Origin of the sequence: Methylobacterium persicinum, from assembly GCF_022179525.1 — a bacterium.
GTDB lineage: Bacteria > Pseudomonadota > Alphaproteobacteria > Rhizobiales > Beijerinckiaceae > Methylobacterium > Methylobacterium persicinum.
This window is the reverse complement of sequence record NZ_BPQX01000014.1, coordinates 1-21,013: the sequence shown is the minus strand read 5'-3', so window position 1 is coordinate 21,013 and position 21,013 is coordinate 1. Positions and strand designations below refer to the sequence as shown.

23 protein-coding genes are annotated in these 21,013 nt (G+C 69.6%); 13 read left to right on the top strand and 10 right to left on the bottom strand.

Going from position 1 to position 21,013, the window contains the following annotated elements; genetic code table 11:
* Positions 1-110 precede the first annotated feature (110 nt).
* On the bottom strand, positions 111-1,160 hold the full coding sequence (locus MFF22_RS04720) for a P1 family peptidase (RefSeq protein ID WP_238247776.1): 1,050 nt from the start codon (positions 1,158-1,160) through the stop codon (positions 111-113).
* 116 nt (positions 1,161-1,276) lie between these two features.
* Between MFF22_RS04720 and MFF22_RS04715 the strand changes: the two genes are divergently transcribed.
* A complete protein-coding gene (locus tag MFF22_RS04715; RefSeq protein ID WP_238247775.1) occupies positions 1,277-2,146 on the top strand; it encodes an NAD(P)-dependent oxidoreductase in 870 nt (289 codons plus the stop codon).
* 113 nt (positions 2,147-2,259) lie between these two features.
* On the top strand, positions 2,260-3,981 hold the full coding sequence (locus MFF22_RS04710) for a methyl-accepting chemotaxis protein (RefSeq protein WP_238247774.1): 1,722 nt from the start codon (positions 2,260-2,262) through the stop codon (positions 3,979-3,981).
* Positions 3,982-3,991: 10 nt separating this feature from the next.
* Here MFF22_RS04710 and MFF22_RS04705 read toward each other — a convergent pair whose 3' ends face one another.
* Complete coding sequence (locus tag MFF22_RS04705) at positions 3,992-4,858, bottom strand: S49 family peptidase (protein WP_238247773.1); 867 nt, start codon at positions 4,856-4,858, stop codon at positions 3,992-3,994.
* 235 nt (positions 4,859-5,093) lie between these two features.
* Here MFF22_RS04705 and MFF22_RS04700 point away from each other — a divergent pair, with 235 nt between their 5' ends.
* Both MFF22_RS04700 and gyrA read left to right on the top strand, forming a co-directional pair.
* Positions 5,094-5,414, top strand: coding sequence for a hypothetical protein (locus MFF22_RS04700; RefSeq protein WP_238247772.1), 321 nt, complete (start codon positions 5,094-5,096; stop codon positions 5,412-5,414).
* Positions 5,415-5,630: 216 nt separating this feature from the next.
* Entirely contained in the window at positions 5,631-8,348 is a 2,718-nt protein-coding gene (gene gyrA, locus MFF22_RS04695) for a DNA gyrase subunit A (RefSeq protein ID WP_238247771.1), read from the top strand.
* Between the two features lie 22 nt (positions 8,349-8,370).
* Here the strand turns inward: gyrA and MFF22_RS04690 are convergent, their stop codons facing one another.
* From MFF22_RS04690 to MFF22_RS04670, 5 genes are all read right to left on the bottom strand, one after another.
* The gene (locus MFF22_RS04690; protein WP_238247770.1) at positions 8,371-8,595 is read right to left on the bottom strand and encodes a hypothetical protein; all 225 of its coding nucleotides are present in this window, start codon (positions 8,593-8,595) and stop codon (positions 8,371-8,373) included.
* Positions 8,596-8,668: 73 nt separating this feature from the next.
* Positions 8,669-8,950, bottom strand: coding sequence for a type II toxin-antitoxin system VapC family toxin (locus tag MFF22_RS04685; RefSeq protein WP_283206153.1), 282 nt, complete (start codon positions 8,948-8,950; stop codon positions 8,669-8,671).
* Between the two features lie 112 nt (positions 8,951-9,062).
* The gene (locus MFF22_RS04680) at positions 9,063-9,311 is read right to left on the bottom strand and encodes an AbrB/MazE/SpoVT family DNA-binding domain-containing protein (protein WP_238247768.1); all 249 of its coding nucleotides are present in this window, start codon (positions 9,309-9,311) and stop codon (positions 9,063-9,065) included.
* A gap of 73 nt (positions 9,312-9,384) precedes the next feature.
* A complete protein-coding gene (locus tag MFF22_RS04675) occupies positions 9,385-9,936 on the bottom strand; it encodes an RBBP9/YdeN family alpha/beta hydrolase (RefSeq protein ID WP_238247767.1) in 552 nt (183 codons plus the stop codon).
* A 46-nt stretch (positions 9,937-9,982) separates the two neighbouring features.
* Entirely contained in the window at positions 9,983-11,095 is a 1,113-nt protein-coding gene (locus MFF22_RS04670; protein WP_370877561.1) for an apurinic/apyrimidinic endonuclease family protein, read from the bottom strand.
* Between the two features lie 124 nt (positions 11,096-11,219).
* Between MFF22_RS04670 and MFF22_RS04665 the strand changes: the two genes are divergently transcribed.
* From MFF22_RS04665 to MFF22_RS04655, 3 genes are all read left to right on the top strand, one after another.
* Entirely contained in the window at positions 11,220-12,401 is a 1,182-nt protein-coding gene (locus MFF22_RS04665) for a YihY/virulence factor BrkB family protein (protein WP_238247765.1), read from the top strand.
* Between the two features lie 44 nt (positions 12,402-12,445).
* Positions 12,446-12,853, top strand: a complete 408-nt coding sequence (gene msrB, locus MFF22_RS04660) for a peptide-methionine (R)-S-oxide reductase MsrB (protein WP_238247764.1) — start codon at positions 12,446-12,448, stop codon at positions 12,851-12,853.
* Positions 12,854-13,183: 330 nt separating this feature from the next.
* Positions 13,184-14,191, top strand: a complete 1,008-nt coding sequence (locus MFF22_RS04655; RefSeq protein WP_238247763.1) for a CYTH domain-containing protein — start codon at positions 13,184-13,186, stop codon at positions 14,189-14,191.
* Positions 14,192-14,241: 50 nt separating this feature from the next.
* On the opposite strand, the gene MFF22_RS04650 is transcribed toward MFF22_RS04655, so the two are convergent.
* Positions 14,242-14,721, bottom strand: a complete 480-nt coding sequence (locus MFF22_RS04650; RefSeq protein ID WP_238247762.1) for a L,D-transpeptidase — start codon at positions 14,719-14,721, stop codon at positions 14,242-14,244.
* A 199-nt stretch (positions 14,722-14,920) separates the two neighbouring features.
* On the opposite strand from MFF22_RS04650, the gene MFF22_RS04645 reads away from it, so the two are divergent.
* Both MFF22_RS04645 and MFF22_RS04640 read left to right on the top strand, forming a co-directional pair.
* On the top strand, positions 14,921-16,294 hold the full coding sequence (locus MFF22_RS04645) for a dicarboxylate/amino acid:cation symporter (protein ID WP_238247761.1): 1,374 nt from the start codon (positions 14,921-14,923) through the stop codon (positions 16,292-16,294).
* Positions 16,291-17,211, top strand: coding sequence for an ROK family protein (locus tag MFF22_RS04640; protein WP_238247760.1), 921 nt, complete (start codon positions 16,291-16,293; stop codon positions 17,209-17,211). Before MFF22_RS04645 ends, MFF22_RS04640 begins: the two co-directional genes overlap by 4 nt.
* Positions 17,212-17,397: 186 nt before the next feature.
* Here the strand turns inward: MFF22_RS04640 and MFF22_RS04635 are convergent, their stop codons facing one another.
* Positions 17,398-18,447 carry an HpcH/HpaI aldolase/citrate lyase family protein gene (locus MFF22_RS04635; protein WP_238247759.1) on the bottom strand — a complete coding sequence of 350 codons (1,050 nt, stop codon included), beginning with the start codon at positions 18,445-18,447 and terminating at the stop codon, positions 17,398-17,400.
* A gap of 165 nt (positions 18,448-18,612) precedes the next feature.
* Here MFF22_RS04635 and MFF22_RS04630 point away from each other — a divergent pair, with 165 nt between their 5' ends.
* Both MFF22_RS04630 and MFF22_RS04625 read left to right on the top strand, forming a co-directional pair.
* Positions 18,613-18,864: a DUF4258 domain-containing protein gene (locus MFF22_RS04630; RefSeq protein WP_238247758.1), complete on the top strand. Its 252-nt coding sequence runs from the start codon at positions 18,613-18,615 to the stop codon at positions 18,862-18,864.
* Positions 18,861-19,058, top strand: coding sequence for a DUF2283 domain-containing protein (locus tag MFF22_RS04625; protein ID WP_238247757.1), 198 nt, complete (start codon positions 18,861-18,863; stop codon positions 19,056-19,058). Before MFF22_RS04630 ends, MFF22_RS04625 begins: the two co-directional genes overlap by 4 nt.
* Before the next feature lie 16 nt (positions 19,059-19,074).
* Here the strand turns inward: MFF22_RS04625 and MFF22_RS04620 are convergent, their stop codons facing one another.
* Complete coding sequence (locus MFF22_RS04620) at positions 19,075-19,974, bottom strand: alpha/beta fold hydrolase (RefSeq protein WP_238247756.1); 900 nt, start codon at positions 19,972-19,974, stop codon at positions 19,075-19,077.
* A gap of 121 nt (positions 19,975-20,095) precedes the next feature.
* Here MFF22_RS04620 and MFF22_RS04615 point away from each other — a divergent pair, with 121 nt between their 5' ends.
* The gene (locus MFF22_RS04615; protein WP_238247755.1) at positions 20,096-20,566 is read left to right on the top strand and encodes a YidB family protein; all 471 of its coding nucleotides are present in this window, start codon (positions 20,096-20,098) and stop codon (positions 20,564-20,566) included.
* Between the two features lie 46 nt (positions 20,567-20,612).
* On the top strand, positions 20,613-20,954 hold the full coding sequence (locus tag MFF22_RS04610) for a YidB family protein (protein WP_238247754.1): 342 nt from the start codon (positions 20,613-20,615) through the stop codon (positions 20,952-20,954).
* Positions 20,955-21,013: the final 59 nt, after the last annotated feature.

The window sequence follows — 21,013 nt, the reverse complement described above, 5'->3', positions numbered from 1 at the left end:
CGATCCACCACTACCTCTTACCTTTGCCGGTCACCACCGCTTCCCCTCTCCCCGCATGCGGGCAGAGGGGATCCCCCGCGCACGAAACCGGATGGCCGCGACGGTGGGGTTCAGGCCGGGCCCGCGCCACTTCCGAACAGGTCCCGCCATGCCGGCGGCAGCCCGTCCAGCGTGCCGGGCGGGGAGGGCGCGACTCCCGGCAGGCTCGTCGCGGCATGGATCCCGATGGCGATCGCCCGGGCCAGGACACGCGCCGCCGCATGACCGAGCCGGGCCACGTCGGCGATGGGATCCGCGAGGGGCCGCTCACCCGTCGCCGCAGCGAAGACGAGGTCACCGTCCAGGGGCGTATGGGCCGGGACGAGGGCCCGGGCGAGGCCGTCCTGCGCGGCCACGGCGAGGCGGCGGCATTGCGCTTTGCTGAGGAGGGCGTCCGTGGCGACCACGGCAAGGGTCGTCGACGAGCCGGCGGCGACGCGCGCGGGGAAAGCGTGAGCCTCCTCCGGCACCCGCCCGGGCAGGCCGAGGCCGCCGAACTCGTCGCCCCGCTCGAACGGCGCCGCCCAGAAATGCGGGCCGCCGCCAACCACGGCGCTCCCGAAGGCGTTCACCGCCACAAGGGCCGCGACGTGAAACGGCGTCCCCGGTACGGGGGCGGAGGCCGAGCCGATCCCACCCTTGAGGGTGGCGGTGCGCGCCCCCATCCCGGCCCCCACGGAGCCGAGGGCGAACTCCACCCCCGCCGCCTCCGCCGCCCGGTAGCCCATGTCGCGATAGGGCGGCACGGCGCCCCAATCCTTGTCGCCGCCGTTGAGCAGGTCGAACAGGATCGCCGCCGGCACGATGGGCACGCGCATCCCGCCCACGGGAAAGCCCTGGCCATGCCCGGCGAGCCACCCGGTCACCCCCGCGGCGGCATCGAGGCCGAAGGCGGAGCCGCCCGAGAGGACGAGGGCGTCGACGGCCTCCACCGTCCGCTCGGGATCGAGGAGGTCGGTCTCCCGCGTTCCGGGCCCACCGCCGCGCACGTCCACGGAGGCGACCGCCGGACGGTCGAACAGGATGGCGGTGACGCCGCTGCGCACGGCGAGGTCGTGGGCATGGCCGACCCGGATGCCGGGAATGTCGCTGAGGAGGCCACGCAGCCGGGATTCGCCCATGGGAGGGAGACTGCCACGATCCGCCCCCCGCCGGAACGGCCATCGGACGGGCCCCGCGCACTTTCCCCGGGCCGGGCGGTTCCCATCTTGCGAGGCATCACCCCGGAGAGACGCACATGGATGTCGGTTTTATCGGAATGGGCCGCATGGGCCGCGGCATGGCCGCCCGCCTCGCGCAGGAAGGCCACCGGGTCAGGGCCTGGAACCGGTCGCCGGAGGCCGCGCAGGGCATCCCGGGCGTGACCGCCGTCGGCACCGCGGCAGAGGCCTTCACCGGGGACGCCGCGATCTCCATGCTGGCCGATGACGCGGCGCTGGAGGCGGTCGTGGTCCAGGGCGGCCTCCTCGACGGCGCCGGCCGCCCCGCCGTGCATCTCGGCATGAGCACCATCTCCGTCGCCCTCGCCGAGCGGCTGACCGCCATCCACGGCCGGGCCGGCGTTCCTTACGTCTCCGCGCCGGTCTTCGGCCGGCCGGACGTCGCGGAGGCGGGCAAGCTCAACATCGTCGCCGCCGGCCCCGATGCGGCGATCGCCGCCGCGGCGCCCCTCCTCGACGCCATGGGCGCCAAGACGTGGCGCTACGGGGAGGAGCCGAAACGGGCCAACGCGGTCAAGCTCGCGGGGAATTTCATGCTCGTCGCCGCCATCGAGGCGATGGGCGAGGCCTGCGCCTTCACCGAAGGCCACGGGGTGAAGGGCGGCGACTTCCTCGACCTGATGACCAACACGATCTTCGCGTCGCCCGTCTACAAGAACTACGGCGCCGCCATCGCCGCCCGCCGCTACGAGCCGCCGGGTTTCGGCCTCCGCCTCGGGGCGAAGGATATCCGCCTCGCCCTCCAGGCCGCCGAGACGGCGGGCGTGCCGATGCCCTTCGCCAGCGTCCTGCGGGACGGGCTCATCGAGGCGATGAGCCACGGGGATGCGGACAAGGACCTCGCCGCCCTGGCCGAAGTGTCGGCCCGCAGGCGCGGAAAGGGGTAGGCGACTGCGGCAAAACAACTCATATCACGCCGCCGTGAGCGGGCACGGCCTTTTTTAAATCAATATTGACGCCGTGCCCCGACAAAACTGCCCCGTGAAGTATAGGGCAGATTATGAATTTCGTCTCACGCCTCCGTTCCCGGTCGCTCACGCTGTCGGCAAAAGTCATCCTGCTGGCGATGCTGGCGGTGACACTGACGACGGGAGCGATCTGGGTCACCGTCTCACGTCAGACCTGGTCCCAGATGGAGGATCGGCAACGGACGAATGGTGAGCGCAACCTGAGGACTTTGGCCCTGGTCCTCGCCGGCCGCGTGCAGGGGGCGAAGGCGGACCTCGACGGGACGCGGGTGAGCCGCGTGACCACGCCGGACCTGTCGGCCTTCACGGATGCCTCGGTGGTCGACGACGCCGTGGCCTATAGCGGCGGTGTCGCCACCGTGTTCGCCTACGACCCGGCGAAGGACGTCTTCGTGCGCCGGCAGACCACAGTGCGGAAGGAAGACGGCTCGCGGGCGGTCGGCACGGCGCTCGCCGCCGACAGCCCGGCCCTGCCCGTCCTGCGCGCCGGGCGGACCTTCGAAGGGCCGACGGTGCTGTTCGGACGCCGCTTCTACACGGTCTACCAACCGGTCTTCGACGGTGCCGGCAAGATCAACGGCGTGCTCTTCGTCGGCCTGCCGATCGAGATGTATTTCGAAGCCCATGCCGAGACGATGAACCGGCTGACCGTCGCGGCGCTCGCCATCGCGCTCATCGCCTGCACGCTGGTCGGCATCGCCGCCTCCCGCCTGTTCCGCCCCTTCGCAGCGATGTCGACCCGGATCGAGGCCCTGGCCGCGGGCGACACCGAGAGCCCCGTGGGCGACACCGGCCGGGGCGACGAGATCGGCGCCGTGGCCCGCGCCCTCGAGACCCTGCGCGAAGCGGTCCGCCGGACCCGGGAGCTCGAAGGCCTGCAGAGCACCGACGCGGAGAAGGCGGCACGCCGCCGGGCGATGCTCGACGAAACCATCGCGGCATTCCGCAGCCGGGTCGATGCCTTGAAGACCACCCTCACCGCGAACACCGGCGACATGCGCGAGCGCGCCGAGGATATGCGCCGCCGCGCCGCCGAGGCCGAAGCCGCCGTCGCGGACACGGCCCAGGCCTCGCGGGAGACGTCCTCCAGCGTGCAGACGGTGGCGAGCGCAGCCGAGGAGCTTCACGCCTCCATCGCCGAAATCAGCGGCCAGCTCGGACAGGCCGAGTCGCTGGTATCGTCGGCCACGCGCGAATCCTCCGCCATGGAGACGCAGATCGGAGGCCTCGCCGAGGCGGCGTCCCGGATCGGCGCCGTGGTCGGCTTGATCCGCACCATCGCCGAGCAGACCAACCTGCTGGCCCTGAACGCCACCATCGAAGCCGCCCGCGCCGGGGAGGCGGGCCGAGGCTTCTCGGTGGTCGCTGCCGAGGTGAAGCAGCTCGCAGCACAGACCGCCCGCGCGACGGAGGAGATCGCCGATCAGATCGGCGCGGTTCAGGCCGCGACGGGCACGACGGTCGCCGCCATCGGGCGGATGGGCGAGCAGATGCGTTCCGTCCAGGCGACCACCGCCGGCATCGCCGTCGCTGTCTCGGCCCAGGGCGACGCCACGGCGGAGATCTCCCGCAACGTCGCGGAGACGGCGGACGCCACCGGCTCCATCGCCCACGGAATGATGGTGGTGAGCGGCGCGACGCAGCGATCCGCCCGCCTTGCCGAGAGCGTCACCGCCGCCGCGGGCTCGGTCGATACGGTCGCCTCGGAGCTGGAGACCGAGATCGGCCGCTTCCTGGCGCAGGTGGCGGCCTGACGGCGGGCGCCTACAGGCCGTAGCGGGCGAAGGCCGCCCGCTCTTCCAGGGCGGCAAGGGCCTCGGCGGGAAGGGTGGAGACCGCTTCACCGATCTTGCCGGGGGCGCCGCGACGCAGGAGACGGCTCAGGAACCCGCCCTTGGCCTCGGCGATGGCCACGAGATCGACCTTCTCCCCGAAGCGCCCGCGCATCGTGGACCGGACGTCCCCGAGGGCATCCACGAGGCCAAGGGGCAGGGCCTGCCGGCCCGTCCAGACGGCTCCGGTATACAGATTCTCCTCCGTCGGCAGGCCCGGACGGCGGGAGGAGACCAATTCGGTGAAGAGCGCCTGGACATCCGCCTGGATGCGCTTCAAGCGCTCGATGTCGGCGGGATCCTCCGGCCGGAAGGGATCGAGCATGGCCTTGGCCTCGCCGATCGTGTGCACCCGCCGCTCGATGCCGAGCTTCTCGAGCAGGCCGGGGAAGCCGAACCCCGCCGAGACCACCCCGATGGAGCCCACGATGGAGGTCGGGTCCGCGACGATCTCGTCGGCGGCGCAGGCGATCATATAGCCGCCGGAGGCCGCCACATCCTCCACGAAGGCGACCACCGGCAGGGACTTCTCCTCGGCCAGCGCCCGGATCCGCCGGAAGATCAGGTGCGACTGTGCCGGCGATCCGCCCGGCGAGTTGATGACCAGGGCGACGGCCTTCACGCCCGGAAGCGAAAAGGCCCGCTCGAGGCTGCCGGCGACGGAGGCGATCGAGAGTCCCGGCCGAAGGGGCGAGACTGCCCCGATCGTCCCTGAAAGGCGCACAACCGCCACGCGCGGTCGCCGATTCCTCAGGCGCCCCGGCAACAGGGCTCGGAGACGTTCGGACAGCGCGGGCATGGGTTCAACGCTCGACGGATGACGCTCGGACACCGGGGGATAATGGGATTTCAGTCCGCCGCCGCAAGGGCGGGACCGCCGTGCCGCACCCGGAGATCACGATCGGTTAGCTGTCTGCGTAGTTGCCGACACAACCTTAGCTGGAGCAGTCGAACCGTTTCCCGCCTCCCGCCGTTCCCTGGGACGGACCGGCAATCCCGCAGGCCGTATCCGACAACGGGAGAGAGACGACACGATGCGCACCTTCAGACTGCCGCGCTGGCCGATCCTGATCTTGCTCGCCGCCTTCTTCATCGGTCCCACCGCCGGCCCGGTCCGTGCCGCCCCGCTTCCGGTGCCCATGTCCGCCGCCACGAGCGCTCCGGATGCCGCCGTGCAGCAGGTCTATTACGGCTGGCGCCGCCATTACGGCTGGCGTCGGCACTATGGCTGGCGCCGCCACTACGGCTGGCGCCAGCACTACGGCTATCGCCGCCATTACGGCTATGGCCGCCCCTACGGCTATGGCTATCGCCGCCATTGGCACCACTACCGCCGGCCGATCTACTTCTACTGAGCCCTTGAACCTGCCCCGGCCGCGATGGCCGGGGCACCGTCCCCGACGGTGGAACAGCCCTCCTGCGCGCCTGCGGACCCTTGCGCGCGCACGCGAAAGCCCTTAACCAAACGTCTGATATCACTGCACTTCCGCAGCAGTGCCTGACGCAGCCCCGGCCCGGCCCCCGGCCGCCGGCGGATCCGCCCCAGGCCCCGATACAGACGGACGCACAACTTGGCCGAGACCGATCCGACGGGCGCACCGCCGCCCGCCAGCGACATCCGCCCCGTTTCCATCACCGACGAGATGCGCCGCTCCTACCTCGATTACGCGATGAGCGTGATCGTGAGCCGCGCCCTGCCGGATGCCCGCGACGGGCTGAAGCCCGTCCACCGCCGCATCCTCTACTCGGCGTTCGAATCCGGGCACCTGCCCGAGCGCAAATACGTCAAGTCCGCCCGCATCGTCGGCGACGTGATCGGTCTGTATCACCCGCACGGCGACCAATCGATCTACGACGCCCTGGTCCGCATGGCCCAGGACTTCTCGATGCGCCTGATGCTCATCGACGGGCAGGGCAATTTCGGCTCCGTGGACGGCGATCCGCCGGCGGCCATGCGCTACACCGAGTCCCGCCTCGCCAAGCCCGCCATCGCGCTCCTCACCGACATCGACAAGAACACCGTCGATTTCGGCCCGAACTACGACGAGTCGCGGGAGGAGCCCCTCGTCCTGCCGGCGCGGTTCCCGAACCTGCTGGTCAACGGCGCGGGCGGCATCGCCGTCGGCATGGCGACCAACATCCCGCCCCACAACCTCGGCGAGCTGATCGACGCCTGCGTCGCCCTGATCGACGATCCGGGCCTGACCATCGAGCAGTTGAACGAGATCGTCCCCGGCCCCGATTTCCCGACCGGCGGGATGATCCTCGGCCGGGCCGGGACCCGGCAGGCCTACACGACCGGCCGCGGCTCGGTGATCATGCGGGCGAAGTCCCACGTCGAGGAACTCCGCAAGGAGCGCGAGGCGCTGATCTTCACCGAGATCCCGTATCAGGTGAACAAGGCGACGCTGGTCGAGAAGATCGCGGAGCTCGTCAAGGAGAAGCGCGTCGAGGGCATCTCGGACCTGCGCGACGAATCCGACCGCAGCGGCATGCGCATCGTGGTCGAGATCAAGCGCGACGCCATGGCCGAGGTGGTGCTGAACCAGCTCTACCGGTTCACCCCCCTGCAATCCTCCTTCGGCTGCAACATGGTCGCCCTGAACGGCGGCCGCCCCGAACTGATGAATCTGAAGGACCTGCTCCAGGCCTTCGTGGACTTCCGCGAGGAGGTCGTCTCCCGCCGGACCAAGTTCCTCCTCGGCAAGGCCCGGGAACGCGCCCACGTGTTGTGCGGGCTGGCCATCGCGGTGGCCAACATCGACGAGGTGATCCGCCTGATCCGCACCTCGCCGGACCCGAACACCGCCCGCGAGTCGCTGATGGCCCGGGACTGGCCGGCCCACGACATCGCCCCCCTCATCGCCCTCGTTGACGACCCCCGCCACCGGGTCGCGGAGAACGGCACCTACCGCCTTTCGGAGATCCAGGCCCGGGCCATCCTCGACCTGCGCCTGCAGCGCCTCACCGCGCTCGGCCGCGACGAGGTCGGGGACGAGCTGAAGAAGCTCGCCGACGAGATCGCCGACTACCTCGACATCCTGCGCTCCCGGGCGCGGATCCAGGGCATTGTGAAGCACGAACTGATCGAGGTGCGCGAGCAGTTCGCCACGCCGCGCCTCACCGAGATCGTCGACTACGATTCGAGCGTGGACGACGAGGACCTGATCCAGAAGGAGGACATGGTCGTCACCGTGTCCCACGCGGGCTACGTGAAGCGCGTGCCGCTCTCGACCTACCGGTCGCAGCGGCGGGGCGGCAAGGGCCGCTCCGGCATGGCGACCCGCGACGAGGATTTCGTCACCCGCCTGTTCGTGGCCAACACCCACACGCCGGTGCTGTTCTTCTCCAGCCAGGGCCAAGCCTACAAGGAGAAGGTGTGGCGCCTGCCGATGGCCGCGCCGAATGCCCGTGGCAAGGCGCTGGTGAACATCCTGCAATTGCAGGACACCTCCGAGCGCATCACCACGATCATGCCGCTGCCGGAGGACGAGGCCTCCTGGGAGACGCTGGACGTGATGTTCGCGACCGCGAGCGGCAGCGTCCGCCGGAACAAGCTGTCGGATTTCACGACCGTGAACCGCAACGGCAAGATCGCCATGAAGCTCGACGAGGGCGACCACATCGTCCACGTCGAGATCTGCCGGCCGGACCAGAACGTGCTGCTGACCACGGCGCTCGGCCAGTGCATCCGCTTCCCCGTCGAGGACGTGCGGGTGTTCAAGGGCCGGGACTCGACCGGCGTGCGGGGCATCAACCTCGCCGAGGGCGACCGGGTGATCTCGATGACCATCCTCAACGCCTTCGAGGCCACGCCCGAGGAGCGCTCGGGCTACCTGAAGATGCGCCGGGCGGTGACCGGCGAGGTCGAAGAGGGGAACGAGGAGCCGGAGGAGGGCGCCGAGGCGGCTGCCATCTCCCTGGATCGCTACAACGAAATGGGGGCGGCCGAGCAATACGTGCTCACCATCTCCGAGCGCGGCTACGGCAAGCGGTCGTCGTCCTTCGAGTACCGGACGTCGGGCCGGGGCGGGAAGGGTATTACCGCCATGCGGGTCAACGCCCGCAACGGCCACCTCGTGGCGTCCTTCCCCGTGGAGGCGTCGGACCAGATCATGCTGGTCACGAACGGGGGCCAGCTCATCCGCGTGCCGGTAGACGACATTCGCATCGTCGGCCGCGCCTCACAGGGCGTGACCGTGTTCAACACCGACAAGACCGAGAAGGTCGTCTCGGTCGAGCACATCGAGGGCGAGGAGGAAGGGGAGGGCGAGGCCGAGACGGCCTGATCCTCCCTCACGGCCGGGCGCGTCAGCGCCCGGCGGCCGCCCGCCTGTTGGCGATGCGGGAGAACATGTTGCCGGTGTAGTCGGCGACCTTCGCCTTCTCCGGCTCGCCGACCTGGGCCTCGAAGGCCTCGATCCGCTTGAGCAGCGCCGCGTCGTTGAACAGCGATGAGTTGAAGGTCTTGTTGGCCCGGGGGCCGAGGGCGGCCTGGACCGCTTCGAGGCGGGCGAGGAGGTCTTTGCGCGTCACGGGGTTCTCCGGGGGGTGGGACGGCAGCGCGCCACCCCAGGCCACACTCGACGCTTCGAGGGTAAATGCGGGGTTAACGGAGCAGCTCGATCCGCAGCCCGGCTAGGGGAAGTTCGGCCCAAGCCCGATCGGCGGTCATTACGGGAAGGCCTTGGACGGCCGCCAGCGCAAGGCAGGCGCGGTCCCCGAAGGACAGACCTGCCCGGCGCGTCGCCGCCCTCAACCGACCCGCTTCGATGGCCTGGGGCCGATCGAAATCGACCGTGTCGAGATGCAGGGGATCGAGAACCGCCGCAGCGAACTCGACCGTGCCGCCCCGCTCGACGATCTTCGCCACAACCTCCGAATAGTTCACCGACGAGATGACAGATCAGCCGAGGACGGCCTCGACCCGTTCCTCGCCTTCCTCGCCCTGCAACAGGCTCAGCAGCGCCGACGCATAGAGGACATAGCGTTCAGCCATCCGATCAATCCCTGCCAGCATCCACGCGCCGGTCGGCGATCAGTTCATTCACAAGGCTGATGTCGTCGGACACGAGTTGACGCATCAACCTCTGGGCATTGGCCACGGCGGAACTCCGGGAGCGGACACGCAGCTCGCCGTTGGCGACCTCGACGAGGACGGTGTCCCCGACCTCGACGCCGAGTTCCTGACGGAAGCTTGCCGGGATCGCCAACTCACCACCATCGGTGATCTTGATGGCTCGCGGGGACATACTCGGCCTCCCGAATTCGAAACGGGAACAAGCTAATAGCCGGGGCCGCCCGGCACCAGCCGTACGAAGTCCCTCACAGCCCCTTCATGAACCCGGCGAGCCGCATCAGTCCCTCGGGCCAGGGTCCGTGGCCGCTGGCGATGTTGATATGGCCCGACTCGCCCGCATCCACGGTGAGCGCCCCCCAGGCATGGGCGAAGTCGTCGGCACGGTCGTAGGAGCAGTGCGGGTCGGTACGGCTCGCCACCAGCAGGGACGGGAAGGGCAGGGGATCGCGGGGCAGGGGGGCGAAGGCGCGCACGGTATCCGGCAGGTTCGGCGCCTCCTCGACATCGGGGACGGCCACGAACAGCGCGCCGCGCACCACGCCCTCGGGGAATAGCGGCACCGCCTCGACGCAGGCGACGACGCCGAGACTGTGGGCGATCAGGATCACCGGCCGGGTGGCCTCCCGCACCGCCGCGGCGACCTGCCCGCACCATTCGTCGCGGCTCGGGGTGTGCCAGTCGTCCTGGGCGACGATCCGGGCGGTGGGGAGCCGACCGGCCCAGCGTGCCTGCCAGTGGCCCTCCCCGGAGCCCCCGAGCCCGGGCACGATGAGGATGTCGCAATCGGCGGTCTTCATCCGTCGATGCCTAGAGCACGCCCAAGGCGCCGCGCAAGCCTTGCGGTCATGCCGCCACGGCCTCGCCCATGGACTGGATGTGCGCGGCGATCTGCATGGAGGCGAGGTTCTTGGCCTTGGCCTCGATCTCGAAATCCGCCCAGGCGAGATGCCGGGCCACGAGGTCGTTGACCGCCCGGTTCCACATCAGGTCCGAATGGGCGGCGAGGTCGCGGACGGAATGTCCGGCCTCGCGCAGGGCGGGGAAGTCCGGGAGGCGGTCCTCGTCGCAATCGGCGAGGACCGCCTCCCGCGACACGCTGATATGCGCCACCGGCCGCACCCCGCGCCAGGACTCGATCACCCGGGCGATCCGGGGATCGTCCGGCTCGATGTAATCGCCGCCACTCTCCACCCAGTGGTGGTGCAGGTCGAAGACGACCGGCACGAGGTCGGACAGGCGCAGCACCTCGTCGAGGCCGAAGAGGTTCTCATCGTTTTCCACGGTCACGAGATCCCGGGCGAGGCGGCTCGCCCGGGGCAGGGTCTCGCGGAACCCCGCGACGCCGGGGTCCCCGGCCCCGACATGGATGTTGATGTGGGCCCCATGCGGGTGCCAGCCGCCGCCATAGCCCATCAGGCCGAACAGCTCGGCATGGTAGTCGAGTTCGGAGAGGCCATTCTCGATCGCCGCCGGGTTCTGGCTCGCCAGCAGGCAGAACGGGCCGGGGTGGAAGCTCAGCCGCACGCCGAGCCTGCGGGCCAGGACCCCGGCCTCCGCGAGCCCGGTCTCCACAGCCATGCGCAGGTCCGGCTCGGCGTAGAGCGCCTTGACGGCGAGATGGGTGTAGCCGGGCAGGACGTTGCTGCCCATGCGCAGCAGCCGCTCAATGGGCGGGCGGGCACCGACCCAGGCGATCTGGCGCGACAGGGCCGTCAGGTTGTGCCTCACGACTCCGACGAGCTTTTCCCGCCGGTCGGCGGGGTTGAGCTTGGCGAGATGCGCCATGGTCACCGTCGTCAGGTTCATGGCGCGGGTCGCCTCCCGCGCCGCCTTCAGGGTGGCATGGGTCCCAGGCGGCTCGTCGAGGACGAAGGTGCAGCAGAAGCCGAGGCGGGCTTGCGAGGGGACCTGCGGGGACACTTGCGGAAGGACTTGTGGGGAGTTTTTTCTTGGCATTCCGGCACAACGCGCCACGCGCTGATCCGTGGCAGGGCAAAGTCGCGGAACGGTGAGGCCGGGCCGACGTTTGCGCTCAGAGAGCGTGGCAATACCGCTCAGGCTCTCTCCGACACGATCCCCGATGCCGACGCCTTCCCCCCGCCCGAGCGGACCGCCCGAGACCGCTTCGACCCTGTGGATCCTGATGCTCGGGACGGCCCTCGTCGCCCTGACCGTCGCCCAGCCGCGCCGGGTCGCGGCGCTGGCCCCTGCGACACCCCGGCCGGGGCCGGAACCCGCGGAGCACAAGGCGCGCAAGCCCAACGGCGCGGGCGGCGCACGGTCCATCGAGGGCCATGCGGCGCGGATGATCGCGGCGACCCAGCCCGAACGCGGCCGGCACGCCGAACATCCCACCGCCATCCCCGCAGCCGGATGGAAGGACATCCTCGTTCGCGTCTACCTGGAGTTCCTCAAGGACCGGGTGCTCGCGGTCGCCGCGGGGGTGACGTTCTACACCCTGCTGGCCCTGTTCCCCGGCATCGCCGCCCTGGTCACGCTCTACGGGCTCTTCGCCGATGCGAGCGCGATCAACGATCACCTCGCGCAGCTCCATGCGGTGCTGCCCTCCGGCGCGGTCGAGATCGTCGGCGATCAGGTGAAGCGCATCGCCGCCAAGCCCAGCGGCACGCTGGGGCTCACCTTCTTCTCCAGCCTTCTGGTGTCGATCTGGAGCGCGAACGCCGCCATGAAGGCGATGTTCGATGCCCTGAACGTGGTCTACGAGGAAGATGAGAAGCGCAACTTCTTCATGCTCAACCTGCGCTCCCTCACCTTCACCGTCGGGGCGCTGATCTTCATCATCATCGCCCTCAATGCCATCGTCGTCGTGCCGGTGGTGTTCAACTTCCTCGGGCTCGGCTCCGAGGCGTGGCTGATCGCGGCCCTGCGCTGGCCGGGCTTGCTGATCGTGATCCTCGGGGCCTTGTCCGTGCTCTACCGCTTCGGCCCAAGCCGGGAGTATGCCCGCTGGCGCTGGGTCGGCGTCGGCAGCCTCGTGGCGGGGCTGCTCTGGCTCGTCGCGTCCCTGCTCTTCTCCTGGTACGTGAGCAATTTCGGCACCTACAACGAGACCTATGGGTCCCTCGGAGCCGTGATCGGCTTCATGACCTGGATCTGGATCTCATCGACGATCGTCCTCGTCGGCGGGGAGATCAACGCCGAGATCGAACACCAGACCGGCCGGGACACCACGACCGGACAGCCCCAACCCCTGGGCACCCGCCGGGCGCGGATGGCCGACACTCTCGGCGCGGCGGCCTGACGCCGGAGGGGGCGCTCCCTATATTTGCAGCAAAGGAGTGTCCCATGTCCGACAGCACGATCGCCACCCCCGAGGCCCTCAGCGACGCTGAATGGCGGGCCCGTCTAAGCGACGACCAGTACCGCGTCCTTCGTGAGCACGGCACCGAGCGGGCCGGTACGTCCTGCCTGCTCGCCGAGAAGCGGCCAGGAACCTTCGCCTGCGCCGGATGCGGGCAACCCCTTTTCGAGCAGGGGACGAAGTACGAGTCCGGCACGGGCTGGCCGAGCTTCTTCGCCCCCCTCGAAGGGGCGGTGGAGACGACGACGGACCGCAGCTACGGCATGGTCCGGACGAAGGTCCACTGCGCCCGGTGCAAGGGCCATCTCGGCCACGTCTTCGAGGACGGGCCCGCTCCCAGCGGCCTCCGCTACTGCATGAACGGAGCGGCCATGACCTTCGAGGCGGCCTGACGCGGGTCGGCTAAGGCGCGACGCCTGCCGGGGGAAAAGCCGGACGGTGTGCGGGGATCATGGGGAAAGAGCGCCCCGGCCCCCGCCCACCCTCCGCATTCCGCCTTGATTTCGGCATCATTTTGCGTAGTCGCTTTACTTATACGAGGTATCGTTAATCCTGAGCCGTCGAGCGGGACAATCAGGCCCGAGTTCTCGGCGGCACTGTGAAGTTCGATACCCGCCGATCCGTTCTCTCGACTTGCCCTTAACTCGGTGCGTCGAAAGTGACCGGACCAATCGGCCGTTCCGGGCATCGGGCCGGGCCGGGCGTGAGGAGTGAAACAGTCCATGAGCACAACCCGCAGGTTCCTCGTCGCGCCGGCCCTCGTCCGCCTGATCCGCAAGGAACGGGGTAGCAGCCGGATCACGGAAGGCCATTTCGCCCCCCAGGGCGGCCGCAATTCCTTCGTCCGGGTGGACGGCCAGGCATGCCAGCTCGTCCTGGTGAACAACGGTGTCGAGGAGCGCACCGACGTGCCCCGCGCCCACGGCGACGCCCTCTTGGACGTCTGCCCCGGCAAGGCGGCCTACGACCGGACCACCCTGACCGCGGGCGGCCGGGAGATCCTGATCGACCGCTACGTGTCGCCCGGCAGCCTCGATCTGGTGAGCGTCGCCTTCGACGACGGCGCGCAGGCAGGAGCCTATCAGGCGCCGGCATGGTTCGGCCGCGAGGTCACGAACGAGGGCGCTTTCGAGCGCGCCGCCCTGGCGATCCAGGGCGTGCCGGCCGCGGCCGAGACGTCCCTCAGCAACGCCGCCCTCGACGCCGTGCTCGACCTGATCGAGCCGCGCTTCGGCTTCGGCCGCTACGGCGCCTCGTCCCGTTCGACGGAGGGGACGGACGGCCTCAGCGGCGCCCTCCGGCGCCCGGCGGCGACCGGGCCGGCACCCGAGGCTCCGCGCCCGGCCCCCGAGCCGGAGGTTCTCGCCCCCGCGCCGGTCCCGCCCGCCCCCGAGCCCGTTCCGGCCTTGGCGGAGATCCCAACTCCCGCCCCCGAGGCGATCCACCACGAGCCCGCGCCTGAAGAGGTGCATCAGGACATCGCCCATCACGAGGCGGCCCACGCCGAAGACCATGGCCAGCCGGCCCACGCGGTGGGTTCTTCCGCCAACGGCACGCCCGCCGAGGCCGTGCACGGCGACGCCCGGATCGACGACGTGATCGAGAGCCTTTCGGCGGCCCTCGGCGCGGCGATCCACCAGAACCCGGGCCAGCCGGAAAAGCAGGAAGATCCGAGCGCGGTGTTCGAGCGCTGGACGGTCCGTCCCCGCCGGACCCAGACCCAGGGCTGACGCCCGATCCAGGACGACGTTCGAAGGCCGGCGCCCGCGCGCCGGCCTTTTCAGTTCCTGATGACGACGGCAGCCCCGCCATAGTCCCGGGCGAGGCGGAACAGCGTCGCCGCATGGCCTGGTGAGAGGCGGATGCAGCCGTGGCTCGCCCGCCGCCCGAGGGAGCCGACGGAATAGGTGCCATGAATGGCGTAGCCGCCCCGGAAAAACATGGCGTGCGGCATCGGTGCGCCATGATACTTGTGCGACCGCCACATCGTCGCCATCCGTCCGACCCTGTAGGCCCCGTTCGGGGTCACGAACCCGCGCCTCGCCGTCGAGACGGGCCATTCATAGGCCGGCATGCCATCGACAAAGACGCGCATGCGCTGGTGCGACTGGTCGATGCGGGCCACGACGCCCGCACTAGCCGGAAGCGCCGGGAGGCCCAAGGCGACGACCGCGCCGAACAGGCCGACGCGGAGACGGAACGACTTTGACATGACGCTCACCGGAAGCTGACGCGGGGCCGCGGCGGCACGTTCCGGCATGGACGAAGCTTCGCGCGAGCCCCGTCTTAAAGTGACCGATCACCGCGTCGGGTGAGACGGGCGCTGAGGCGGAATCGACAGGTTTTTGTCATGGTTGGCCCGGGTGGGACTACGGAGCCGGCGTTGAGATGGCCGCCAAAGCCGGCTAGCGTGTCACGAACGGGGAGACGCGCGCGGAATCGCGCGGAGGAAGTAGAGAATGGCTCAGGCGATCCACGCCACGGGAACGACCGCCGCTCCGAAGGAGCCATGGTACAAGGTGCTTTACATCCAGGTGCTGATCGCGATCGCGCTCGGCATCCTGCTCGGTTGGTACGATCCCGCGACGGGCAAATCTCTGAAGTGGCTCGGTGACGCCTTCATTGGCCTCATCAAGATGATGATCGCGCCCATCATCTTCTGCACCATCGTCCACGGCATCGCCTCGATCGGCGACCTGAGGAAGGTCGGGCGGGTGGGCCTCAAGGCCCTCGTCTATTTCGAGGTCGTGTCCACCCTGGCGTTGCTCATCGGCGTCCTGGTCGGCGAGGTCATCCGGCCTGGCGCCAGCTTCCATGCCGACCCGTCGAAGCTCGATGCGAGCAAGGTCGCGAGCTACGCGAGCAAGGCCGCCTCCGATTCGACCGTCGCCCACATCATGGCGCTGATCCCGAAGAGCTTCTTCGACGCCTTCGCCACCGGTGACCTGCTGCAGGTGCTCCTCGTCTCGATCCTCACCGGCTGCGTCGTCACCGGGCTCGGCGAGAAGACGGCCGCCGTCAGCAGCGCCATCGACACCGCCGGGCAGATCTTCTTCCGGATCATCGGCATCATCGTGAAGCTCGCACCCATCGGCGCCTTCGGCGCGATGGCCTTCACCATCGGCGAGTACGGCATTCAGAAGGTCTACGACCTCGGCCAACTCGTCGCGACCTTCTATCTGACCTCGGCGCTCTTCGTCCTGGTGGTCCTCGGCGCCATCGCGCGGCTGGCCGGCTTCTCGATCCTGAAGTTCCTGGCCTACATCAAGGACGAACTGCTCATCGTGCTCGGCACCTCGTCGTCCGAGACGGTGCTGCCGCACATGATGACCAAGATGCGCCGCCTCGGTGCGTCGGATTCGGTCGTCGGACTCGTGGTGCCTACGGGCTACTCGTTCAACCTCGATGGCACTAACATCTACATGACCCTCACCACCCTGTTCCTGGCGCAGGCGGTGGGGGCGGATTTGTCCATCGGCCAGTACGCGACGATCATCCTCGTGGCGATGCTTACCTCGAAGGGCGCCTCCGGCGTCACCGGGGCGGGGTTCATCACCCTGGCGGCAACCCTGTCGGCGATCCCGAACAACCCGGTTCCCGTGGCGGCGATGACCCTGGTGCTCGGCATCGACAAGTTCATGTCCGAGTGCCGCGCGCTGACCAACCTAGTGGGCAACGGCGTGGCCTGTGTCGTCGTCGCGAGTTGGGAAGGCGAGCTCGACCGGAATAAGCTCAACGAGGTGATGGCCAACCCCGTCGCCATCGGCACGGCCGTGACCGACAACACCCCTGCGCCGATGCCGACCGACACCAAGGTCGCTGCAGCAGAATGAGATCGCCACAGGCTCGGCTCGGGATCGACCTCGGCGGGACGAAGATCGCCGGGGTCGTGCTCGACTGGGATGGGCGCCGGCTCGCCCAGGGCCGGGTGGCTACCCCGCGGGGTGATTACGGCGCCACCCTCCAGGCCGTCGCGGATCTGGCCCTGACCCTCGAAGGGGAGGCCGGGCGGCCCTGCAGCGTCGGCGTGGGCATGCCGGGCAGCCTGTCCCCGGCCACCGGCCGCGTCCGCAACGCCAACTCGCACTGGCTCATCGGCCACGCCTTCGGCACCGATCTCGGCGTCCGGCTGGGGCGGGAGGTGCGCGTCGCCAACGACGCCGATTGCCTCGCCGTCTCGGAGGCGACGGACGGGGCAGGGGCGGGGGCCCGGGTGGTCTGGGCCATCATCCTCGGTACCGGGGTCGGCTCGGGCCTTGCCATCGAGGGGCGGCTTCATGCCGGTCGCAACGGCATCGCAGGCGAATGGGGGCACAACCCGCTGCCGGCCCCCCGGGACGACGAGCGGCCCGGCCCGACCTGCTATTGCGGCCGCCGCGGCTGCATCGAGACCTGGGCTTCCGGCCCCGCCCTGGCGGCGGACCACGCCCGGCACCACGGGGGCGGGATGACCGCCGAGGCGGTGGTCGAGGCGGCCCGGGGCGGCGATGCCGCCGCCCGCGCGACCCTGGCCCGCCACCTGGACCGGCTCGGCCGGGCGGCGGCGCAGGTGGTCAACGTCCTCGACCCGGACGTGATCGTGATCGGCGGCGGGCTTTCGCGCATCCCCGAGCTGATTGCCGGCCTGCCGGAGGCGATGCGCCCGCACATCTTCTCGGACGCGTTCGACACCCCCGTCCGCGCCAGCCAGCACGGCGACGATTCCGGCGTGCGCGGCGCCGCATGGCTGTGGGGGACGGAGACGGTGTGAAACCTGGGGCTACCCGCATCGCCCGATCCGCAGGTACCCTCCCACTCGTTACCTCACCCTGAGGTGCGGCGAAGCCGCCTCGAAGGAGAGTTCCAGGGATCGCAGAGCTTGCGAGAGCCCTCCTTCGAGGCCCGCTGACGCGGGCACCTCAGGATGAGGTCCTGGGTGGGACAAGGGCGCCTGGGTTCACCCCAGATCGTACACCTTCGCCAGATCCGGATCCTTCGCCGCGACGAGCTTGGCGAGGTCCACGATGACCTTGGCCTGCTTCCACGTGGCGTCGTCCTGCATCTTGCCGTCGAGCATCACGGCGCCGGTGCCATCGGGCATGGCGGCGACGATCCGGGCGGCGAAGGCGACCTCGGCCGGGTCTGGCGCGAAGACCTTCTTGGCAAGCGCCACTTGGCTCGGGTGGAGCGTCCAGGCTCCGGCGCAGCCCATCAGGAAGGCGTTGCGGAACTGGACCTCGCAGGCGGCCAGATCCGAAAAGTCGCCGAATGGGCCGTAGAACGCCTTGATGCCGTTGGCCATGCAGGCATCGACCATCCGGGCGATGGTGTAGTGCCAGAGATCCTGCTGGGCGCTGGCCCGGGGGGCATCCCCGGCGGGGTCGGCGATGACCCGGTAATCCGGATGGCCGCCGCCGACGCGGGTAGTCTTCATGCCCCGGGAGGCGGCGAGGTCGGCGGGCCCCAGGCTCATGCCATGCATCCGCGGCGAGGCGCAGGCGATGGCATCGACGTTGGCGACGCCCTCGGCGGTTTCGAGGATGGCGTGGACGAGGATCGGCTTCTTCACCCCGTGGCGGGCTTCGAGCTGCGCCAGGAGCTGGTCGATGTAGTGGATGTCCCACGGACCCTCGACCTTGGGCACCATCACCACGTCGAGCTTGTCGCCGACCTCGGCGACGATGGTGAACAGGTCGTCCAGAATCCACGGGGAATTCAGGGCGTTGATCCGGGTCCAAAGGCCGGTGCCGGTGGCGGCGAAGTCGGTCGCCTGGGCCATGGCGACGAAGCCCTTGCGGGCCGCCTCCTTCTGGTCGGCGGGGACGGCGTCCTCCAGGTTGCCGAGCACCACGTCGACGGTGCCGGCCAGTTCCGGCACCCGGGCGCGGACCTTGTCGTTGTGGGGCGGCACGAAGTGGATCATCCGTTCCAGCTTCACGGGCAGGTCCCGGAATGGAGCCGGCGCGCCGGTGGCCAGGGGCTGGAAGAATCGGCGGGGCAGTTTCATGGCGGGCCTTCGGCTCTGGCGTTCCTCGTCAGGGCGTTATGGCACTCGCTCCGCTCAGGTAAAGCTGTGCTTTCGTGCCGTTTCGGTCTCCGGCGGATAAGCTGACGTTTGCTCCGATGAAACGTGCGTCCGCCTCTTAATGATTCGTCAACCACGGAGGTGGCGGTGCGAATCACCTACGGCGCCCATGCCATGGATGTCATGGCGGAGCGCGGAATCGACCGGGCATGGATCGAGCGAACTGTGATCGCCCCGGAGACGATCGAGCCGGATGCAACGCATCCCGAACGGGTCAGGGCCTATCGGACGGTCCCGGAGCGCGACGGTCGGGTTCTGCGTGAGATATATGTCCCGACGCTCGAAGGCGCACATATCGTGACTGCCTTCCTCGACCGTAGCCGGAGGCGCCCCTCGTGAAGTCGCGGTACGATGCCGAGGCCGATGCCCTGTATATCCGCTTCGCCGACGCCCCTGTCGCGGAGAGCGAGGAGGTGCGCCCCGGGTTCGTGGTCGATTTCGACGCGCAGGGGCGGATCGTGGCCGTCGAGATTCCCGACGTCTCCGAACGGCTTTCGGCGGGGGCCGACCTGACGCAGCTGACGGCCGCCTGAGCGCGGGCGACCGCCCTCACATCAGATCGAGCACAGCCTGCGCGAACGCCTCCGGCGCCTCCTGGGGGACGTTGTGGCCGATGCGCGGCAGGCGGCGGTAGCGGTAGGGGCCGCTGAACCGCACCGCGTCGCCGTCGTCGGATTTCGGGGGGAAGACTCCGCCATCGCTCCCCTCGAGGACAATGGTCGGCACGCCGATCTTGGGCTGGGCGGCGAGGCGCTCCTCGATCGCCGCATAGGCCGGGTCGCCGGGCACGACGCCGTAGCGCACCCGGTAGGAGTGGATCACCACCTCCACGAAATCGGGGTTGTCGAACGAGGCTGTCGTGCGGGCGAGGGTCGCCGCGTCGAAATCCCAGTGCGGCGACCATTGCCGCCACAGCAGTTCGGCGATCCCGGCGCGGTTCTCGGTGAGCCCCGCCCGGCCGCGCCCGGTATGAAAGTAATACTGATACCAGAGCCGGCTCTCCGACTCGGGCGCGGCCGGGCGACCGGACCGGGCCACGTCGTGCAGGTTGTAGCCGCTGCCGCAGGACACCAGCCCCCGCACCCTTTCCGGCCAAAGGGCCGCGACGACGCAGGCTGCCCGTCCGCCCCAATCGTAGCCTGCCAGCACTGCCTGATGGATGCCGAGGGCATCCATGAAGGCGAGGAGGTCCGCGCCCAGCGCCGCCTGTTCACCGGACCGGGGCGTGGCGTCGTCGAGGAAACGCGTCGGGCCGTATCCCCGCAGGTACGGCACGAGGCAGCGGACGCCTCGGCCCGCAAGCCTCTCCGCCGCGGGCAGGCAGGCCTGGATGTCGTAGGGGAAACCGTGGAGCAGGATTGCGGGCGGCCCGTCCGCCGGCCCGGTCTCACGGTAGGCCACGTCGAGCACGCCGGCGCGCAGGTGCTGGTCGGAACCGGCTTCGGCCATGTCGCGTCGCTCCGTTCACCGTTTCGGGGGGTCCTGCCCGGCAATCGCGTCGCACACGCTTGCCGGCCCTGTCCAGCGCCCGACCTAGGCGGTGAGTCGACACGGAAGGGTGAGGTGAGCGATGGGTCTCAAGGATGTGCTGGGCGACCTCGCGGCGGCGACGGAGCGGACGATCGCCGAGGTCGGAGGGCGCGACATCCCCATGGCCTTCGCCAAGTTCCATCCCGGCGGCCTCGCAGGCTTCCTCGACCGCCTGAAGCAGGAAGGCCACGGGGCGGAGGTCGACTCCTGGCTGCAGGCTATCGATCCGCGCCCCATCCCGGCACCCGCCCTGGCCGCCTGCCTGCCGGAACCGGTGGCCGAGAGCATCGCCCGGGATCTCTCCCTGCCGCGGGAGCGGCTCGCAACCGCCCTCGCCGAGTTTCTGCCCGCCGCGGTCGCGGCCCGGAGCAAGGATGGGCGCCTGACGCCGCAGCCGGTGTTCTCCAGCACCCAGGTGGTGGGCAAGCCCGCGCAAGGAAGCGAGCTGAAATCCGTTGAAACCGAGCACCGGACCATGTTTGGCGATCCGGAATCCGAGGTAAAACAGTAGAACGGTCGCCGGGGCCCGGTCATCATGCCCCCGTAGAGGACGGAACATGAGTCTTTTCGATTCGCTCGGCGGCTCTTTGGAGCAGATGGCCCTGAAGGCCCTACCCGGCATCATTCAACAGGTGCTGCCCGGGGGTCTCAACGCGTTGCTCGATAAGCTCCGGAGTTCCGGTTACGAGTCGCAGGTCAACTCCTGGCTCGGCCGGGGCCCGAACGAGCCGATCACCGCCGACGATCTCCAGAAGGTCCTGGGCAACGATCAGGTCCGTGAGATGGCCGCAAAACTCGGCATCCCCGTCGAGCAGCTGTTTCCGACCCTGGCGAAGACCCTTCCGCAGGCTGTCGACGACCACAGCCCCAACGGGACGCTGCACCCGCCGCAGGGGTGAAGCGCGTTTCTGCGCCCAACCCCACCCGACGTTGCGAACGCAGTCAAGCAATCCAGGGC

Coding starts and splice junctions, on each gene's coding strand:
- MFF22_RS04720 (WP_238247776.1), bottom strand. CDS start 1,160: ATGGGCGAATCCCGGCTGCGTGGCCTCCTCAGCGACATTCCCGGCATC.
- MFF22_RS04715 (WP_238247775.1), top strand. CDS start 1,277: ATGGATGTCGGTTTTATCGGAATGGGCCGCATGGGCCGCGGCATGGCC.
- MFF22_RS04710 (WP_238247774.1), top strand. CDS start 2,260: ATGAATTTCGTCTCACGCCTCCGTTCCCGGTCGCTCACGCTGTCGGCA.
- MFF22_RS04705 (WP_238247773.1), bottom strand. CDS start 4,858: ATGCCCGCGCTGTCCGAACGTCTCCGAGCCCTGTTGCCGGGGCGCCTG.
- MFF22_RS04700 (WP_238247772.1), top strand. CDS start 5,094: ATGCGCACCTTCAGACTGCCGCGCTGGCCGATCCTGATCTTGCTCGCC.
- MFF22_RS04680 (WP_238247768.1), bottom strand. CDS start 9,311: ATGTCCCCGCGAGCCATCAAGATCACCGATGGTGGTGAGTTGGCGATC.
- MFF22_RS04675 (WP_238247767.1), bottom strand. CDS start 9,936: ATGAAGACCGCCGATTGCGACATCCTCATCGTGCCCGGGCTCGGGGGC.
- MFF22_RS04670 (WP_370877561.1), bottom strand. CDS start 11,095: ATGCCAAGAAAAAACTCCCCACAAGTCCTTCCGCAAGTGTCCCCGCAG.
- MFF22_RS04665 (WP_238247765.1), top strand. CDS start 11,220: ATGCCGACGCCTTCCCCCCGCCCGAGCGGACCGCCCGAGACCGCTTCG.
- msrB (WP_238247764.1), top strand. CDS start 12,446: ATGTCCGACAGCACGATCGCCACCCCCGAGGCCCTCAGCGACGCTGAA.
- MFF22_RS04655 (WP_238247763.1), top strand. CDS start 13,184: ATGAGCACAACCCGCAGGTTCCTCGTCGCGCCGGCCCTCGTCCGCCTG.
- MFF22_RS04650 (WP_238247762.1), bottom strand. CDS start 14,721: ATGCCGGAACGTGCCGCCGCGGCCCCGCGTCAGCTTCCGGTGAGCGTC.
- MFF22_RS04645 (WP_238247761.1), top strand. CDS start 14,921: ATGGCTCAGGCGATCCACGCCACGGGAACGACCGCCGCTCCGAAGGAG.
- MFF22_RS04640 (WP_238247760.1), top strand. CDS start 16,291: ATGAGATCGCCACAGGCTCGGCTCGGGATCGACCTCGGCGGGACGAAG.
- MFF22_RS04635 (WP_238247759.1), bottom strand. CDS start 18,447: ATGAAACTGCCCCGCCGATTCTTCCAGCCCCTGGCCACCGGCGCGCCG.
- MFF22_RS04620 (WP_238247756.1), bottom strand. CDS start 19,974: ATGGCCGAAGCCGGTTCCGACCAGCACCTGCGCGCCGGCGTGCTCGAC.
- MFF22_RS04615 (WP_238247755.1), top strand. CDS start 20,096: ATGGGTCTCAAGGATGTGCTGGGCGACCTCGCGGCGGCGACGGAGCGG.
- MFF22_RS04610 (WP_238247754.1), top strand. CDS start 20,613: ATGAGTCTTTTCGATTCGCTCGGCGGCTCTTTGGAGCAGATGGCCCTG.